Origin of the sequence: Zobellella denitrificans (assembly GCF_002237365.1) — a bacterium.
GTDB classification, from domain to species: Bacteria; Pseudomonadota; Gammaproteobacteria; order Enterobacterales; family Aeromonadaceae; genus Oceanimonas; species Oceanimonas denitrificans.
In genome coordinates this window covers 1-16,805 of the sequence record NZ_NMUO01000088.1, presented here as the reverse complement: position 1 = coordinate 16,805, position 16,805 = coordinate 1, and the positions used below count along the sequence as shown (strand labels likewise).

At 63.4% G+C, this 16,805-nt stretch carries 15 protein-coding genes; 5 read left to right on the top strand and 10 right to left on the bottom strand.

The annotated features are described in order from the left end of the window. Together CGX12_RS15715 and CGX12_RS15710 are read right to left on the bottom strand one after the other, a co-directional pair. Positions 1-636: hypothetical protein (locus tag CGX12_RS15715; protein ID WP_094040798.1), on the bottom strand; the 636-nt coding region annotated here is incomplete at its 3' end. Positions 637-651: 15 nt separating this feature from the next. Further along, a complete protein-coding gene (locus CGX12_RS15710; RefSeq protein ID WP_094040797.1) occupies positions 652-1,212 on the bottom strand; it encodes a YceI family protein in 561 nt (186 codons plus the stop codon). Between the two features lie 564 nt (positions 1,213-1,776). On the opposite strand from CGX12_RS15710, the gene CGX12_RS15705 reads away from it, so the two are divergent. Further along, the gene (locus CGX12_RS15705; RefSeq protein ID WP_094040796.1) at positions 1,777-2,655 is read left to right on the top strand and encodes a LysR family transcriptional regulator; all 879 of its coding nucleotides are present in this window, start codon (positions 1,777-1,779) and stop codon (positions 2,653-2,655) included. 222 nt (positions 2,656-2,877) lie between these two features. On the opposite strand, the gene folE is transcribed toward CGX12_RS15705, so the two are convergent. After that, complete coding sequence (folE, locus tag CGX12_RS15700; protein WP_094040795.1) at positions 2,878-3,534, bottom strand: GTP cyclohydrolase I FolE; 657 nt, start codon at positions 3,532-3,534, stop codon at positions 2,878-2,880. 173 nt (positions 3,535-3,707) lie between these two features. Between folE and moeA the strand changes: the two genes are divergently transcribed. Both moeA and CGX12_RS15690 read left to right on the top strand, forming a co-directional pair. Continuing rightward, positions 3,708-4,949: a molybdopterin molybdotransferase MoeA gene (gene moeA, locus CGX12_RS15695; RefSeq protein WP_176442088.1), complete on the top strand. Its 1,242-nt coding sequence runs from the start codon at positions 3,708-3,710 to the stop codon at positions 4,947-4,949. Beyond that, positions 4,949-5,707: a molybdopterin-synthase adenylyltransferase MoeB gene (locus CGX12_RS15690; RefSeq protein WP_094040794.1), complete on the top strand. Its 759-nt coding sequence runs from the start codon at positions 4,949-4,951 to the stop codon at positions 5,705-5,707. Before moeA ends, CGX12_RS15690 begins: the two co-directional genes overlap by 1 nt. Here the strand turns inward: CGX12_RS15690 and queE are convergent. The 4 genes from queE to ppsA form a co-directional block, all read right to left on the bottom strand. Continuing rightward, complete coding sequence (queE, locus tag CGX12_RS15685) at positions 5,704-6,420, bottom strand: 7-carboxy-7-deazaguanine synthase QueE (RefSeq protein WP_094040793.1); 717 nt, start codon at positions 6,418-6,420, stop codon at positions 5,704-5,706. The genes CGX12_RS15690 and queE overlap by 4 nt on opposite strands. Further along, positions 6,417-6,773 (bottom strand): 6-pyruvoyl trahydropterin synthase family protein, encoded by a 357-nt coding sequence (locus CGX12_RS15680; protein ID WP_094040792.1) that lies wholly within the window; start codon positions 6,771-6,773, stop codon positions 6,417-6,419. Before CGX12_RS15680 ends, queE begins: the two co-directional genes overlap by 4 nt. Further along, positions 6,761-7,468, bottom strand: coding sequence for a 7-cyano-7-deazaguanine synthase QueC (gene queC / locus CGX12_RS15675; protein WP_094040791.1), 708 nt, complete (start codon positions 7,466-7,468; stop codon positions 6,761-6,763). Before queC ends, CGX12_RS15680 begins: the two co-directional genes overlap by 13 nt. Before the next feature lie 175 nt (positions 7,469-7,643). Further along, complete coding sequence (gene ppsA / locus CGX12_RS15670; protein WP_094040790.1) at positions 7,644-10,022, bottom strand: phosphoenolpyruvate synthase; 2,379 nt, start codon at positions 10,020-10,022, stop codon at positions 7,644-7,646. Between the two features lie 197 nt (positions 10,023-10,219). Here ppsA and ppsR point away from each other — a divergent pair, with 197 nt between their 5' ends. Both ppsR and CGX12_RS15660 read left to right on the top strand, forming a co-directional pair. Beyond that, positions 10,220-11,032: a posphoenolpyruvate synthetase regulatory kinase/phosphorylase PpsR gene (gene ppsR / locus CGX12_RS15665; RefSeq protein WP_094040789.1), complete on the top strand. Its 813-nt coding sequence runs from the start codon at positions 10,220-10,222 to the stop codon at positions 11,030-11,032. Positions 11,033-11,376: 344 nt separating this feature from the next. Further along, on the top strand, positions 11,377-12,789 hold the full coding sequence (locus CGX12_RS15660; RefSeq protein WP_094040788.1) for a uracil-xanthine permease family protein: 1,413 nt from the start codon (positions 11,377-11,379) through the stop codon (positions 12,787-12,789). A 131-nt stretch (positions 12,790-12,920) separates the two neighbouring features. On the opposite strand, the gene malG is transcribed toward CGX12_RS15660, so the two are convergent. The 3 genes from malG to malE form a co-directional block, all read right to left on the bottom strand. Next, positions 12,921-13,811, bottom strand: coding sequence for a maltose ABC transporter permease MalG (gene malG / locus CGX12_RS15655; RefSeq protein ID WP_094040787.1), 891 nt, complete (start codon positions 13,809-13,811; stop codon positions 12,921-12,923). 16 nt (positions 13,812-13,827) lie between these two features. After that, on the bottom strand, positions 13,828-15,411 hold the full coding sequence (gene malF, locus CGX12_RS15650) for a maltose ABC transporter permease MalF (protein ID WP_094040786.1): 1,584 nt from the start codon (positions 15,409-15,411) through the stop codon (positions 13,828-13,830). Positions 15,412-15,502: 91 nt separating this feature from the next. Further along, positions 15,503-16,687, bottom strand: a complete 1,185-nt coding sequence (gene malE / locus CGX12_RS15645; RefSeq protein ID WP_094040785.1) for a maltose/maltodextrin ABC transporter substrate-binding protein MalE — start codon at positions 16,685-16,687, stop codon at positions 15,503-15,505. Positions 16,688-16,805: the final 118 nt, after the last annotated feature.

Here is a 16,805-nt window from a genome sequence, read left to right as displayed (position 1 = left end):
CCCCCGGCCGCGCAAGCCCTGATCCACCAGGGGCGGCACCAGCGCCAGCGCCACCACCCACCAATCCAGGGGGATGAACTGCCAGCACAGGGCGAGCCAGAGCACGTAGCCGGCGGTCATCTCCCTGTCGGGCAGCCCCCGGCTCAGTCCGGCCAGCCAGAGGAAGCCGGCCAGCACCGCCAGGGCGCCCCCGGCCTGGGCCAGCAGCACGCTGCCGCCGATGGCCACCACCAGGGTGAACATGGCCGCGCCGGCCACGAAGCCGATCCCGACGCCAGGGCCTGGGCGCCATTCCCGCCAACCCTGCCACAGCAAGAAGGCCAGCAGGCCGATGATGGCCTCGGGATAGCGGGGCAGCAGCGGCCACAGGGCCAACAGGAACACACCGCCAGCCAGCCCCAGGCGCAGCAGCCGCCCTGTGGTCGCGGGCACCAGCCCCGCCAGGGCCACCGCCCAGAACACCACCGGCAGCCAGTGGATACCCCGGCTCGGCCAGAAATACCAGTGCGCCGCCCATCCCAGGGTCGCCCATACCGCCAGCCCCGCAGCCCACCAGAACAACGACGGGCGCCACCATCCGATGGCGCCCGCTATTGCGGCCGGCAGCAGGGTTTGAATCAGCAGATCCAAGCCCATGACAGCCTCCTTCGGTTACTGGCGGATACCTTCGACAAACAGCCGGATGGTGATGTCGTCGCCCACCCCGGGCAGGCCGTAGCTCATGCCGAAGTCGCTGCGCTTGATCTCGGCCTGGGCATTGAAGCCGTTGCGGTAACCGCCCCAGGGATCGTCACCTTCACCGATAAACTGCACGTCGAAGGTCACCGGCTTGGTCACACCGTGCACGGTCAGGTTGCCCGCAAGCTTGCCGCCGTCCTTGTCGCCCTCGTAGCCGGTGCTTTCGAAATCCAGGGTCGGGTACTGGCGCACGTCGAAGAAATCGGGGCTGCGCAGGTGCTTGTCACGGTCTTCGTGGTTGGTGTCGATGCTCTCGGCCTGGATGGTGAAACGGGCCTTGGCCGCGCCGGGGTTGTCACCGTCGAAATGATAATCGCCCTCGAACTCGTTGAAGCGGCCCAGCAGGGTGCTGACCTGAAGGTGTCCCACCTCGAACACCACTGTGGTGTGGGCCGGATCGACCTTGTAGTCGGCGGCCAGGGCGGGACCTGCCAGCAGCAGGGAAGAGAACAACAGGGTTGCGGTGGTTTTCATAACGATCTCCGTCATTATTGGCATGCTGCGTATCATTCGCAGGTTTCTGTTCGTGCTCGATAGTAAGATCCCCGGCAGGGGAGAACAATCTCGCCTGAAATAAAACATTATCAACCATTAGTAAACAATACTATGCTGTGATCAGCAGCGTCAGTCACCAGGGGATAGAAGTATCGCTAAAAGCATAGTGTGCGGGGACATAAGGATGGGAAAAAATACCGGCGCTTGCGCGCCGGCTTGGGACCAGCTCGGCAAAACAACTTCAGATCCCTAAAGGGCATGTGCCCATGCAAGCACCCAGGGACGGCCGGGTTCCAGCCTAATAAAACCCGAGCCGCATCGCCGCTTGCATCGACAGCTTCACTCTATCGGCCGGGGAACCATGAATAAAATGAATTATTAACATTTTTGCATGGCGTATTTTAATATCACTGTCATCCGTGTCCTGGACGGGATCAAGAGAGAGGCACCGCGGAGAAAGGCGGAAAAAGCAACGGATGCATCACAAAAAACAGCCAATGCCTCCGCAACCAAGGACACAATCAATAACGAGAGGAAAAAACGATGGATCAGCTGTCCGCCATCCGGGTGTTCTGCAAGGTGGTCGAGCTGCAAAGCTTCACCAGGGCCGCCCAACAGCTGGAGCTGTCGGTGGCCATGGTCTCCAAACAAATCGGCCTGCTCGAGCAGCACCTCAACGCCCGGCTGCTGATGCGCACCACCCGCCGGGTCAGCGTCACCGAGGCCGGCCACCTCTACTACGAGCGCTGCCACGCCATACTGGCCGAGCTGGAGCAGGCCAACGCCCTGATCTCCGATCACGGTCGCCAGCCCAGCGGGCGCATCCGCATCTCGGTGCCCATGGATTTCGGCAACCTCAAGGTGGCGCCCCTGCTGGCGGAGTTCAACCGGCGCTATCCGGATATCCAGCTCGACCTGGAGTACAGCGACCGGCTGGTGGCCCTGGTGGAGGAAAACTTCGATCTGGCCCTGCGCATCGGCACCCTGGCGGATTCGTCGCTGATCGCCCGGCCCCTGGCCCAGGTGACACTGCTGACCTGCGCCGCCCCCGACTACCTGGCCCGGCACGGCACCCCCACCCATCCGGAGCAGCTTGCGGAGCACAACTGCCTGCTCTACACCCTGAGCGATCCCCAGTGGCTGTATCGCCGCCAGGGACACAGCTACCACATCCGGCCCAAGGGGGTGATGCGGGCCAACACCGGCCGCGCCCTGGCGCTGGCGGCCAGCCAGGGCATGGGCATCATCATGCAGCCCCTGTTCATCGTGGAGGATTATCTGGCGAAAGGAGAGCTGGTGCCCCTGCTGGAAGAGTTCCAGTTGCCGGCACTCACCCTGAACCTGGTGTATCCGCACCGGCATTTCCTGCCCGGCAGGGTCAAGTGCTTTGTGGACTATATGGAGGACTGCTTCAAGCACTAGCTGGAGCACCGCTCAGTTTAAAAAGCCACCAAGTCGGCGCTCCTCCTGTAGCCGCCCGTTTAGGTGGCGCACACTTGTAAACGGCGGGGAGCCTGACAGCCCGGCGCGTTTTCTTCCGCCGGCCTATGGTGCCAGCTAAAGCGGCACCTACAGCGGCACCTACAGAGCGGCACCTGCAGCGGCATCTACGCGACAGCCACAGCGGCATCTACCGCCAGCGCGTCAGCGCACCACGCCGCTCAGAAATTCCTGGCGGGTATCGGGCCGGCTCTTGAAGATGCCGCCGAGGGAAGTGGTGGTGGTGGTGCTGGTGGCGTCCATCACCCCGCGCGCCTTGACGCAATAATGGGTGGCGGTGATGCTGACCGCCACGTCGTCCGACTCCAGCAGGGTCTGCAGCGCTACCAGTATCTGCTGGTTCAGCCGCTCCTGCACCTGGGGCCGGCGGGCGAAAAACTGCACTATGCGGTTGATCTTGGACAGGCCGATCACCTTGCCGCGGGGAATGTAGGCCACGGTGGCGGTACCGTCTATGGTCACAAAGTGGTGCTCGCAGGTGCTGGTGAGGGTGATGTCCCGCACCTGGACCATTTCGTCCACCTTCATCTTGTTGTCGATCAAGGTAATCTTGGGGAAATGGGCATAGTCTAGGCCGGAAAAGATCTCCCGGACATACATCTTGGCAATCCGCTCGGGGGTTTCGGCCAGGCTGTCGTCTTCCAGATCCAGCCCCAGCACATCCATCATCTCGGTCATCAGCCCGGTGATGCGGGACTGTTTTTCCTCCAGGGTCAGGTTGTTGCCCCGCATCGGGGTCTCCAGTCCTCGGGCCTCCAGGGCGGAACGAACCCGGATGGCGGCATCACTCAAAGCGGTCATGGCTATCTCCGTGGGAGAGTTGAAATACGGAAAAAAAAACTGTTGGAATGGTAGTTCATTTAGCGCCCGCTGTGAATGACGGATTCGCATCGCGGAAACGCCAAGAAATATGTTAAAAAATGTTTTAATCTGAAAGAATCATCCCCACGCCGATCAACCCAGGTAACTTATATATGGCCATTATCGACTGCTGCAGCCAACCTGGCCTGCGCCCCTATCTCGATGCCAAGAACGACATGCTGAGCCGGCTCGAGGCGATCGCCGCCACCGACATCATTCCCCTCGAGCAGGCCCTGAACCACATCCTGGCCGAGGCCGTCAGCTCCCCCATCGACGTGCCCTCCTTCGCCAACTCGGCGATGGACGGCTACGCCCTGCGCGCCGAGGATCTGGTCGAGGGCCAGGGCCTGCAGCTGGTCGGCACCAGCCTGGCCGGCCATCCCTTCGGCGGCCGGGTCGGCCCCGGCGAGTGCGTGCGCATCATGACCGGCGCCGCCCTGCCGCTCGGTGCCGACAGCGTGGTGATGCAGGAAAACTGCCGCTCCGAGCACAACGTCGTTTATCCTTGTGGGCCGGTGAAAACAGGCCAGCACGTGCGCCTTCCCGCCGAGGATCTGGCCCAGGGCGAAGTGGTGTTCGACGCCGGCACCCGTATCAACGCCCGGGTGCTGTCGGTGCTGGCGTCCCTGGGGCTGGAGCAGATCTGCGTGCGCCGTCCGCTGACCCTGGCCCTGCTGTCCACCGGCGACGAACTGAAAAACCCGGGCGAACTGCTCGCCCCCGGCGATATCTACGACTCCAACCGCATCGGGGTGCGCGCCATGCTGGAGCGGCTCGGCATCCGGGTGCTCGACTACGGCATCCTGGCCGACGACCCCGAACTGATCCGTGAGCATTTTCTCAAGGCCGCGCGGGAGGCCGATGCGCTGATCACCTCCGGCGGCGTCTCGGTGGGGGACGCGGACTACACCAAACAGGTGCTGGAAGAGGTGGGCCGGATCGGCTTCTGGAAGCTGGCCATCAAGCCGGGCAAGCCCTTCGCCTTCGGCCATATCGGCAACTGCGCCTTCTTCGGCCTGCCCGGCAACCCGGTATCCGCCGCCGTCACCTTCCACCTGCTGGTGCGCCCCGCCCTCGCCCGCCTGGCCGGCGAGCGCCTCGCACCCACCCCGCTGCTGCAGGCCCGGGCGCTGATGCCGTTCAGGAAAAGCCCGGGGCGCATGGACTTTCAGCGCGGCATCGTCAGCACCCAGCCCGACGGCAGCCTGGGGGTGGTGGCCGCCGGCTCCCAGAGCTCGGCGGTGTACAGCGCCATGGCCGAGGCCAACTGCCTGCTGCACCTGGAGCAGGACAGGGGCAACGTGGCCGAAGGGGAGCTGGTCACCCTGGAGCTTATCGACGGGCTGTACTGGTGATGAAGGAACTCAGTGATCAGGAATGGCTGCGCTATAACCGCCAGATAGTGCTGCGCCAGTTCGATATCGAGGGCCAGGAGGCGCTGAAGAATGCCGCCGTGCTGGTGATCGGCGCCGGCGGCCTGGGTTGCGCCGCCGCCCAATACCTGGCGGTGGCCGGCGTGGGCCGGCTCACCCTGGTGGATGATGACGTGGTGGAGCTGTCCAACCTGCAGCGCCAGGTGCTGCACCAGGACGCGGATCTGGGCCGGCTCAAGGTGGACTCGGCGGCCGACAGCCTGCGCGCCGCCAATCCCTGGCTGGAGGTGGCCACCCATGCCGCCCGGGCCGACGAGGCGCTGCTGCGTAGCCTGCTGCCGCAGCACCAGCTGGTGCTGGACGGCACCGACAACCTGGACACCCGCCAGCTGGTCAATCGCCTCTGCTTCGAGGCCCGGGTACCCCTGGTGTCGGCGGCGGTGATCCGCATGGAAGGGCAGTTGTCGGTGTTCACCTATGGCGAGGACGAACCCTGCTATGCCTGCCTGTCCCGGCTGATGGGCGGCGGCGTGCTGAGTTGCGTGGAAGCCGGGGTGCTGGCCCCCATGGTGGGGGTGATGGGCGCCCTGCAGGCGCTGGAGGCGGTCAAGCTGCTGGCCCATATGGGCCGCTCACCGCGCGGCAAGCTGCTGCTGGTGGACGGCATGACCCTCAGCACCCGGGAGCTGGCCCTGCCCAAGGCGCCGGACTGCCCGGTATGCGGCAAAGGGCCGGCCTAGACGCCCCGCTCGTTATTCCAGATCAGCACATGCAGCTGCGGCAGCACCCGGGCCCGGTACCAGCGATCGCCGGTGACCTTGTCGACCAGCCAGCGCAGCCGGGCATTGAGCTCCTGGGTATCGGTTTCCCGCTCCGGCTGCTCCGGGGTGGCCGGCGCCGGGTTGCAGGGCTGCAGGTAAAGGGGCAGTTGCGGGTAGTCGTCCGCCAGGGCCCTGGCCCAGCGGTAGTCCGCCTCGTCGGCGATCACCAGCTTGAGGCTGACCTGGGTATCGGCCCCGGCGGCGGCGAGGCAGGCCTCGAACCGCTCCCGGTTGAAGGCCATGCCCGAGGACGGCGGCTTGGGACTGAGCGTCAGGTGATCAAGCATCCCGAACCAGGGCTGCGCCTTGCTGCCCTGGGTTTCCATGGCGAAGGTATGGCCCTGCTGGTGGCCCAACGCCAGCAAGGCATCGAGCGGCTGCAGCGCCGGATTGCCGCCGGAGAGGGTCACCAGCAGGGGCGCGCCGCCGCTCAGCCGGTTCACCTCGGCCAGTATGGCCGAGGCGTCCATGGGTTGCCAGTCGGCCTTGAAGCGCGGCTCCACCGCATAGAGGGTGTCGCACCAGCTGCAACGAAAGTCACAGCCGCCGGTGCGCACGAACACCGTGGGCACCCCAATCAGCGCCCCCTCTCCCTGGATGGTGGGGCCGAAGATTTCGCTGATGGCGATCACGGCCGGTACTCCGCCCAGGTTTTGGGCGTTTCCGAGACCAGAACCGCGCTCACCTCGGGCCAGCGGGCCCGGGCCCAGTCATACAGGTGGCAGGCCAGGCGCTCGGCGGTGGTGCACTCGTCCCCCAGCACCTCGTTGAGGTGGCGGTGATCCAGGCGCTCGTCGATATAGTCCTTGAACGCCTTGAGCTCCAGGTAATCGCGCACAAAGCCGTACTGGTCGAGGGTCTCGCTCTGCAACTCGAGCACCACCACGTAGTTGTGGCCGTGCAGCCGGGCGCAGGGATGCCAGTCGGGCATCTGCTTCAGCTGGTGGGAGGCGGAAAAATGAAACTCTTTCTTTATGGTGTACATGCGTTCACCCTCGCCACCGCTTCCCGCCAGTACTGCTCGTCTTTATAGGGGGTGGGATCGGCCACCCCGGCCAGGGCCATGGCCTCGATGCGCTCCACGCAGGTGCCGCAGCGGCCGCAATGGAGGTCGCCGCCTTCGTAGCAGGACCAGGTATCGGCCACCGGCACATTGAAGCGCGCCGTGTCCCGGGCAATCTCGGTCTTGTCGGTATTCACATAGGGGGCCAGCAACGCCACCTCGGCCACGCCCTCGAGGGCGCGGGCCTGCATCTCGCCGAACAGGCGGATAAAGTCGGGCCGGCAGTCGGGATAGATAAAGTGATCGCCGCCGTGCACCGCCAGGGCCACGGTGTCGAGGCCGCGGGCGGCGGCCACGCCGAAGGCGATGGTGAGCATGATGGCGTTGCGGTTGGGCACCACCGTCACCTTCATGTTCTCTTCGCTGTAGTGGCCGTGGGGCACCTCGATGTCGTCGGTCAGGGCCGAGCCGGACAGCTGGCGGCCGATATGGCCGATGTCCATCACCAGGTGGGGCACCGCGAGTCGTTCGGCACAGCGGCGGGCGGCGTCGATTTCTTTCTTGTGGCGCTGACCGTAGTCGAAGGTCAGCAAGGCGCCGAGGGACTGCTCCGCCGCCAGCCGATGGGCCAGGGTCACGGAGTCGAATCCGCCGGAGCAGATCAGTAAGGCGTTCATATTGTGTCCTTGTTTTGTCCGGGTAGGCTGCGACCGGGGGGGTAATGCGGAGGCCATTTTAACGACCGGATCGGCCTTGTCCACCATTATCTGGAGGAGTATTGCCATCCGGAGCCGGTGGACGGAGAAAAAGCAAAGGGCGCCGCGGCGCCCTTTACAGGATAACCGAGCCGGCTTATTTCTCGCCGAACTGCTCGGCCAGGTACAGCCAGGTGTCGATCACGGTGTCCGGGTTGAGGGACACGGAGTCGATGCCCTGCTCCACCAGCCAGGCGGCGAAGTCGGCGTGATCCGAGGGCCCCTGCCCGCAGATGCCCACGTACTTGCCGGCCTTGCGCGCCGCCTGGATGGCCATGGACAGCAGCGCCTTCACCGCCTCGTCCCGCTCATCGAAGGAGCCGGCCACCAGGCCCGAGTCCCGATCCAGGCCCAGGGTAAGCTGGGTCATGTCGTTGGAGCCGATGGAGAAGCCGTCGAAGTAGGCCAGGAACTTGTCCGCCAGCAGGGCGTTGGAGGGCAGTTCGCACATCATGATCACCTTGAGCCCGGCTTCGCCGCGCTTGAGCCCGTTCTCGGCCAGGATGTCGATGACCGAGGCCGCCTCGGACAGGGTGCGCACGAAGGGGATCATGATCTCGACGTTGGTCAGGCCCATGTCGCCCCGTACCCGCTTCATCGCCTCGCACTCCATGGCGAAGCAGTCGCGGAAGTCCTCGGAGATATAGCGGGAGGCGCCGCGGAAGCCCAGCATGGGGTTTTCCTCGTCCGGCTCGTAGGCATCACCGCCCAGCAGGTTGGCATACTCGTTGGACTTGAAGTCGGACAGCCGCACTATGACCCGCTCCGGCCAGAAGGCGGCGGCCAGGGTGGCGACGCCCTCGGTCAGCTTGGCCACGAAGAATTCGCGCGGGCTGTCGTAGCCGGCGATCATCTCGTCGATCTTGAGCTTGAGCTCGGGGCTCTGGCGATCGTACTCCAGCAGCGCCTTGGGATGGACGCCGATCATGCGGTTGATGATAAATTCGAGCCGCGCCAGGCCCACGCCCGCGTTGGGCAGCTGGGCGAAGTCGAAGGCCCGGTCCGGGTTGCCCACGTTCATCATCACCTTCACCGGCGCCAAGGGCATGGAGCCCACCTCGGAGGTGGCCACCTTGAACTCGAGCCTGCCGTCGTAGATATAGCCGGTATCGCCCTCGGCGCAGGACACGGTCACCTCCTGGCCGTCCTTGATGCGGCTGGTGGCGTCACCACAGCCCACCACGGCGGGAATGCCCAGCTCGCGGGCGATGATGGCGGCGTGACAGGTACGGCCACCGCGGTTGGTAACGATGGCGGCGGCCCGCTTCATGATCGGCTCCCAGTCCGGGTCGGTCATGTCGGTCACCAGCACGTCGCCGGCCTTGATCTCGTCCATCTGCTCGATGCTGTCGATGACCTTGGCCACGCCGGCGCCGATCTTGTGGCCGATGGCCCGGCCCTCGGCCACCACCTGGCCCTTTTCATTGAGCGCGAAGCGCTCCAGCACATTGGCGTCCTGGCGACTGCGCACGGTTTCCGGGCGCGCCTGGACGATGTAGAGCTTGCCGTCGACCCCGTCCTTGGCCCACTCGATGTCCATCGGGCGTCCGTAGTGCTGCTCGATGATCAGCGCCTGCTTGGACAGTTCCATCACTTCCTCGTTGGTCAGCGAGAACTGGCGGCGCTCTGCCTTGCTGGTTTCCTTGATCTCCACCTGCTTGCCGTGCTCCTCGGCGTTGGCGTAGATCATTTTCTGCAGCTTGGAGCCTAAGGTCTTGCGCACCACCGCCGGCCGGCCGGCCTTGAGGGTCGGTTTATGCACATAGAATTCGTCCGGGTTGACCGCCCCCTGCACCACCATCTCGCCCAGGCCCCAGGAGGAGGTGACGAACACCACCTGATCGAAGCCGGACTCGGTGTCCAGGGTGAACATGACGCCGGAAGCGGCGATGTCGGAGCGCACCATGCGCTGGATGCCGGCGGACAGGGCCACGCCGCGGTGGTCGTAGCCCTGGTGCACCCGGTAGGAAATGGCGCGGTCGTTGAACAGGGAGGCAAACACGTGCTTGATGGCCACCATCACCGCGTCCAGGCCGCGCACGTTGAGGAAGGTTTCCTGCTGGCCGGCGAAGGAGGCGTCGGGCATGTCCTCGGCGGTGGCGGAAGAGCGCACCGCGAAGGAGGCTTCATTGCCGGCCTGGCCGGCCAGCTCGGCGTAGGCCTGCTGAATGGCGGTTTCCAGCTCCGGCTGGAAGGGGGTGTCGATCACCCACTGGCGGATGGTGCGTCCCGCCTCACCCAGGGCGGCGATATTGTCCACGTCCAGCTGGTCCAGCAGGTCGTGGATACGGGCGTTGAGCCCGCTCTGCTCCAGAAACTCGTTAAAGGCAAAGGCGGTGGTGGCAAAGCCGCCGGGCACCGACACGCCGGCGCCGGCCAGTTGGCTTATCATCTCGCCCAGGGAGGCATTCTTGCCGCCAACCCGGTCCACGTCATGCATGCCGAGTTGTTCGTACCAAATCACGTAATCCTGCACTGCCACGTCTCCAAAAAAGTTGTTTCTCGGGGTTTCCGTATCTCACCCTATGTCACGGCGGGCTGTGTGCGTTGTTCCGGCCCTTTATTATTTGATTGCGACGATGGGCCTGCACACACAATGATTCTACAATGGTGCCAAAAATCAGGTAAACGTTTTACCTGGGACAAATGTTAAAAGTGAGATCTGGAGGCCCTGTGCACACGGTTTTTTATGTTTCTGATGGGACGGCGATCACAGCCGAGGTGTTCGGCCATGCGGTGCTGAGCCAGTTTCCCCTGCCCTTCGAGCAGTTCACCATTCCCTTCGTGGAGGACGAGGACAAGGCCCGGGCGGTGCAGGCCCGCATCAACGAGGCCTACCACCAGAGCGGCAAGCAGCCGCTGGTGTTCCACACCATAGTGGACGACCGCCTGCGTCGCATCATCACCGAGAGCGACGCCATGTGTTACGACTTTCTCAATACCTTCGTAGCACCCATCGAGCAGCAACTGGGGGTCAAGGCCGAGCCGCGCACCCACCGCACCCACGGCATGGAAAACAAGCAGCATTACGATGCCCGTATCGATGCGGTGAACTATGCGCTCGACAACGACGACGGGGTCAACACCAAGGAATACGACGAGGCCGACATCATACTGGTGGGCGTGTCCCGCTGCGGCAAGACCCCCACCAGCCTGTACCTGGCGCTGCAGTTCGGTATCCGGGTGGCCAACTATCCCTTTATCGACCAGGACATGAGCCGGCTGAGCCTGCCCCCCGCGCTCAAGGCCAACCGCCACAAACTGTTCGGCCTGACCATAGACGTCGGCCGGCTGCAGGAGATCCGCCAGCGGCGCCGGGCCGACAGCCGCTACGCCGACATCGAGCAGTGCCGTTATGAACTCGGCCAGGTGGAAAAGCTGTTCCGCATGGAGGCCATTCCCTTTATCGACACCACCTACCATTCGGTGGAAGAAATTTCGGTCAAGATCCTGGAGCGCACCGGCATCCGCCGTCGCATCTTCTGACTGCACACAATCCGGACTGTGAATCTGCAACCGAAGGGTCAAAATTGCACACAAAAAAGAACAAAACGTTGATTTAGTGTTTACAAAAATGTATACATTAACCCCGATGTTTAACCAGCCTGCGAATAACAAACATCAACCATAAAACATGGACGTCTGGTCGTGACTGCCCTGCCGCTTGTGTACACAAACGGCAGCGGACAGCGCCGATGCGTTCTATTGTGCAGCCGGCGACGTGAAGTCGACCCCGGTGGTTTGCAGCCCTGTCCGCGCGATAACTCCCACAACAAGGGCGCGGGCGGGAAGCCAAAACTCACTCGAGCAATACCCAGGGACTTTTCGCAATGAAACACAGTCAAAGCAAGTCAGTATTCGATTACTACGGCAAGCCTTCGTTCGGCAAGGCGCTGCCACTCTCCTTCCAGCACATACTGGCGATGATCATGGGGGCCGTGACCCCGCCGCTGATCGTTGCCGGCGTGGCCGGGGCCAACGCCCAGGAAACCATGATGCTGGTACAGGTCGCCCTGCTGTTCTCGGGCATTTCCACCCTGCTGCAACTCTACCCGATCGGCCGCCTGGGCGCCGGCGTACCCACCATCTTCGGGGTGGGTTTCGCCTATGTGCCCAGCCTGATCGCCATCGGTACCGTATACGGTGTCCCCGGCATTTTGGGCGCACAAATCGCCGGCGGTGTCGCCATGATAGTGGTGGGCATCTTTATCAAGCAGATCCGCCACCTGTTCCCGCCCGTGGTGGCCGGCACCGTGGTGCTGGTGATCGGCCTGTCCCTCTACGACATCGCCATCAAGTACATGGCCGGCAGCGGCAACGTGGCCGCCGAGGGCTTCGGCAGCGGCCAGAACTGGCTGGTGGGTCTGACCACCCTGGCGGTGGTGCTGTGCTGCTCCCAGTTCGCCAAGGGTTACCTGCGCCTGGCCGCCATCATCTGCGGCATATTGGTGGGCTACGCCATGGCCTTTTCCTTCGGCATGGTGGACTTTACCCGTCTGCACGAGGCGCCCTGGGTGATGGTCCCCACCCCCTTCGCGCTCGGCATCGAGTTCCACGCCTCCGCCGTCATCTCCATGGTGGTGATCTGCATCGTCAACTCGGTACAGACCATAGGGGATCTGTCCGCCACCACGGTCGGCGGCATGAACCGGGAGCTGAAGGACAAGGAACTGTCCGGCGGCCTGCTGGGCAACGGCTTCTGTACCCTGGTTGGCTCCATCTTCGGCGCCCTGCCCACCGCCTCCTTCAGCCAGAACGTGGGCATCGTCGCCATGACCAAGGTGATCAGCCGCTATGTGCTGGGCATCGCCGCCGCCTTCCTGATCCTGGCGGGGCTCTTGCCCAAGTTCGGTGCCGCCATGACCACCATCCCCTATCCGGTGCTGGGCGGCGCCACCATCATCGTATTCGGCATGATCACCATGACCGGCATCCAGCTGCTGGTGAAGGACGAGCTGTCGTCCCGCAACATCACCATAGTGGCGCTGTCGGTCGCCATGGCCATGGGCATCAACGCCGTGCCCGAGGCCATCGCCCAGTTACCGGACACCGCCCGCATGCTGATAGGTTCCCCGGTGATCGTGGCCGCCAGCGTGGCCTTCACCCTGAACATGCTGCTGCCGAAAAAGTCGCTGCAGGACGAGGCCCGCGAGCGCGAACAGATAGAGCGCGAGATGAACGGTGACGAAGCGCCCGCCACCCCTTATCAGAACCGGCAGATAAAGGCCGAAGCCGGCAACTGAAAGGGTCGGCCCAGAGGCAGGGATCTTCCCCCCGAATAGCAAAAAGCCGGTCAATGACCGGCTTTCCGTTTTATTGACGGCCGGCCCATTCCGTAACCGCCGGCCAAAAGACCCGCCCTGCCGATACCGCCCTATCCCTTCACGCCGCCGGCGGTGAGGCCACCCACCAGCCAGCGCTGGGCCAGCAGAAACACCGCCGTGATGGGAATGGCGGAGAGCACGGCGGCGGCGGCGAAGTCGCCCCACAGGTAGTTCTGGGGATAGAGGTACTGCTGCATGCCCACCGCCAGGGTGTAGTTCTCCACGTTACGCAGCAGCAGCGAGGCCACCGGTACCTCGGTGATGGCGGCGATAAAGGAAAGGATGAACACCACCGCCAGAATGGGCACCGACAGCGGCAGCAGCACCAGCCGGAACGCCTGCCAGGGCGTGGCGCCGTCCAGGGCCGCCGCTTCCTCCAGGGAGCGATCAATGGTTTCGAAATAGCCCTTGATGGTCCACACGTGCAGGGCAATGCCGCCCAGGTAGGCGAAGATCACCCCGCCGTGGGTGTTGAGCCCCAGGAAGGGAACATAAAGCCCGATACGGTCGAACAGGGCATAGAGGGCCACCAACGACAGCACCGCCGGGAACATCTGGAAGATCAGCATGCCCTTAAGCAGGCTTTCCTTGCCGCGAAAGCGCAGCCGGGCAAAGGCATAGGCACAGGTGGTGGACAGGGCCACTATGCCGAGCGCCGTGATAACGGCGATTTTTACCGAGTTCCACAGCCACAGCAGCACCGGAAAGGGCGGCTGCGTCAGGCTGCCGTCCGGGTTGCTGACGGCGATGCCGAGCGCCAGCTTCCAGTGTTCCAGCGAAGGGTTGCTGGGAATAAGCTCGCCGGTGGCGTAGTTGCCGCTGCGAAAGGAAATGGCCACCACCACCAGCAACGGAAACATGATGAGGGCGCAAAAGGCGATAAGCCCCGCGTGGGCGGCCCATACCCGGTAACGCATCGATTTTGGTCTTACCATAGCCATGGTATTGCTCCTTGGGTTATTTCTCGCTTAGTTCCAGTTTGCTGGCCTTGATATTGAGCACGGCCAGGGCGCCCACCAGCAGGAAGATCAGGGTGGCGATGGCGGCGGCCAGGCCGAAGTCCTGGGTACCCGAGCCCTCGAAGGCGATGCGGTAGGTGTAGCTCACCAGCAGGTCGGTATAGCCGGCGGGGGTGGTGGTGCCTATCATGTCCGGACGGCCGTTGGTCAACAGCTGGATCAGGACGAAGTTGTTGAAGTTGAAGGCGAAGCTGGCAATCAACAGGGGCGTGAGCGGCCTCAGCAACAGCGGCAGGGTAATGCGCAGGAAGTTGTCCAGCGGGCCGGCGCCGTCCATGGCCGAGGCTTCGTACAAATCCTCGGGAATGGCCTTCAGCAGCCCCATGCACAGTATCATCATGTAGGGATAGCCCAGCCAGGTATTGACGATGACCAGCATGGTCCTGGCCAGGGTCGGATCGGTGAACCAGCTGGGGCTGATGCCGAACAGGCCCGAGAGCAGCATGTTGATTTCACCGAAGCTCTGGTTGAACAGGCCCTTGAAGATCAGGATGGAGATAAAGGCCGGCACCGCATAGGGCAGGATCAGCAGCAACCGGTAGGTGCCCTTGCCCCGGAGCGATTCCCATTGCACCAGGCAGGCCAGCACCATGCCCACCGCCAGAGTGAAAAACACGGTGAGCCCGGAGAACAGCACCGTCCAGATGAAGATGGAGATAAAGGGCCCCTGGATGCCCTTGTCCTGGATCACCCGCAGGAAGTTATCCCAGCCGATAACCACGGTAAAGCCGGGGCTGACCGGCTCGCCCACAAAGTTGCCCCCATCGTCGATGGGCTGGTAAAAACCGATGTCGAAGTTGGGTGCCAGCCGTTCGCCGGTGCGCTGGTTGAACAGCACAAAGTCGTCTTGCGGCACATAGACGGGCTCGCTGGCGGCAAAGCGGCGCAGCGAGCTCATGGTGAGCAGTTCACCGTCGGGCAGGGCCACCGCCAGCGCGGCCAGCGCGGCCCGGTTCTGGGTGATCACCCGCAGGGGCGCCGCCTCGCCGGCCGGTGCCTCGCTGGCCGGGCTCATGTCCAGGGGTTCCTGGGGCGGGGCCGCCAGGCTGAAGGCATCGCTCAGGTAGCGATCGCCGCTCGCGTCATCGGTCAGCCACAGGCGCCACTGGCCCTCGTCTTCCTGGTAGAGGGCAAAGCCCATGTCCCTGCCGGTCTGGAAGCGTTGTTGTTGCAGCACCTGCTGTACCCGTTCCAGGGTGAGCTGGTTCTTGCCGCTGTAGTTGGTAAAGGCGATGCCGATGGTGCACAGCAGCGGAAACAGCACGAACAGGCCCATGCCCGCCAGCCCCGGGTAGACATAGCGCCAGGAGTAACTGCGCCGGTTGGCGAATATATAGAGGCCGCTGCCCACCAATACCAGGGTCAGCATGGCGAAGAGGATTTCCCCCTGGGCGTACATCAGTATCACCAGCCAGGCGTTGACAAGGCCGATGCCCCCGATGCACAGCCATTTCAGCCAGGCGGATAACGGCGGCCACGCCGGGGATTTAGGGGGAAGTGTGGTCGTTTCTGATAACTGCATGATACTGCTCTGTTGATGTGCCTGGGCGGGATGCCCGTTTGATTCAAAAGGTACAGTGACCGCCACCGGCATGACCGGTGGCGGTTTTTTCTTACTCGGTGATCCGGGCGGCGGCGTCGTCAAGCGCGGCCTTCACTTCCTGGCGGCCGTTGATGGCGTTCAGGATGGCGCTGCGCTCGGCATACCAGAAGCCGGCCATTTCCGGGATGTTCGGCATGATTTCACCCTTCATGGCGTTCTCCATGGTGGCGCTGATCCGTGGATCGCTGGACAGCTTCTTCTGGTAGGAGCGCAGGGCCACGGCACCCAGCGGCTTGTCATTGTTGACCTGCTCCAGGCCCTTATCGGTCAGCAGGAAGTTTTCCAGAAACTCCTCCGCCAGTTCCTTGTTGGGGCTGGCCGCGTTGATGCCGGCGCTGAGAATGCCGGTAAAGGGCTTGGAAGGCTTGCCGTTGAGGGTGGGCAGGGTGGTCACGCCGTAGTTGATGCCGGCCTTGTCGATATTGGCCCAGGCCCAGGGACCGTTGATGGTCATGGCGGTTTCGCCCTTGTTGAAGGCGGCCTCGGCGATGGAGTAATCGACGTCGGCGGAAATATGCTTGTTGTTGACCAGATCAACCAGCGTCTGTAGGCCGCGCAGGGAACCGTCGTTGTTCACCCCCACATTCTTGGGATCGTAACGTTCACCGTCGAAATGGAAGGCATAACCGCCGTCGGCAGCGATCATCGGCCAGGTAAAGTAGGGTTCCTGCAGGTTCCACATGATGGCGGACTTGCCCTGGGCACGCAATTTAGTGTCCAGCTCCGGAATATCCTCCCAACTGGTGGGGGGCTCGGGCAGCAGGTCCTTGTTATAGATAAGCGACAGGGCCTCAACCGCCACCGGGTAGCCGATATATTTGCCGTCGTACTTCACCGCGTCCCAGGTAAACTCGTGCAGCTTGTCGATCAGTTCCTTGCTGGGGTTGATTTCGGCCAGCAGGCCGGACTGGGCGTAGCCGCCGAAGCGGTCGTGGGCCCAGAAGATGATGTCAGGGCCATCGCCGGAGGCGGCAACCTGGGAATACTGTTCTTCCAACTGGGCCGGATGCTCCACCCGCACTGGCACCCCGGTTTCCTGCTCGAACCACTGCCCCACCTCGGCCAGACCGTTGTAGCCTTTGTCGCCGTTAATCCAGATCAGCAACCGCCCTTCTTCGATGGCGGCGAGGGCGGAGGATGACATCATCAGGCCGGCCAAGACACCGAGGGCGACCTTACCCATTGCTTTTTCCATAGTTCATATCCTTATCCGTGAGGGGGTAAAAACGAAAACCGCCGCACCGAGCATAACGGATTCCGATTATCCCCATCTTCCCGCCGCCCGGACGGCCCCGGCATCCTCCTCCCCACTA

Coding starts and splice junctions, on each gene's coding strand:
- CGX12_RS15710 (WP_094040797.1), bottom strand. CDS start 1,212: ATGAAAACCACCGCAACCCTGTTGTTCTCTTCCCTGCTGCTGGCAGGT.
- CGX12_RS15705 (WP_094040796.1), top strand. CDS start 1,777: ATGGATCAGCTGTCCGCCATCCGGGTGTTCTGCAAGGTGGTCGAGCTG.
- folE (WP_094040795.1), bottom strand. CDS start 3,534: ATGACCGCTTTGAGTGATGCCGCCATCCGGGTTCGTTCCGCCCTGGAG.
- moeA (WP_176442088.1), top strand. CDS start 3,708: ATGGCCATTATCGACTGCTGCAGCCAACCTGGCCTGCGCCCCTATCTC.
- CGX12_RS15690 (WP_094040794.1), top strand. CDS start 4,949: ATGAAGGAACTCAGTGATCAGGAATGGCTGCGCTATAACCGCCAGATA.
- CGX12_RS15680 (WP_094040792.1), bottom strand. CDS start 6,773: ATGTACACCATAAAGAAAGAGTTTCATTTTTCCGCCTCCCACCAGCTG.
- queC (WP_094040791.1), bottom strand. CDS start 7,468: ATGAACGCCTTACTGATCTGCTCCGGCGGATTCGACTCCGTGACCCTG.
- CGX12_RS15660 (WP_094040788.1), top strand. CDS start 11,377: ATGAAACACAGTCAAAGCAAGTCAGTATTCGATTACTACGGCAAGCCT.
- malG (WP_094040787.1), bottom strand. CDS start 13,811: ATGGCTATGGTAAGACCAAAATCGATGCGTTACCGGGTATGGGCCGCC.
- malF (WP_094040786.1), bottom strand. CDS start 15,411: ATGCAGTTATCAGAAACGACCACACTTCCCCCTAAATCCCCGGCGTGG.
- malE (WP_094040785.1), bottom strand. CDS start 16,687: ATGGAAAAAGCAATGGGTAAGGTCGCCCTCGGTGTCTTGGCCGGCCTG.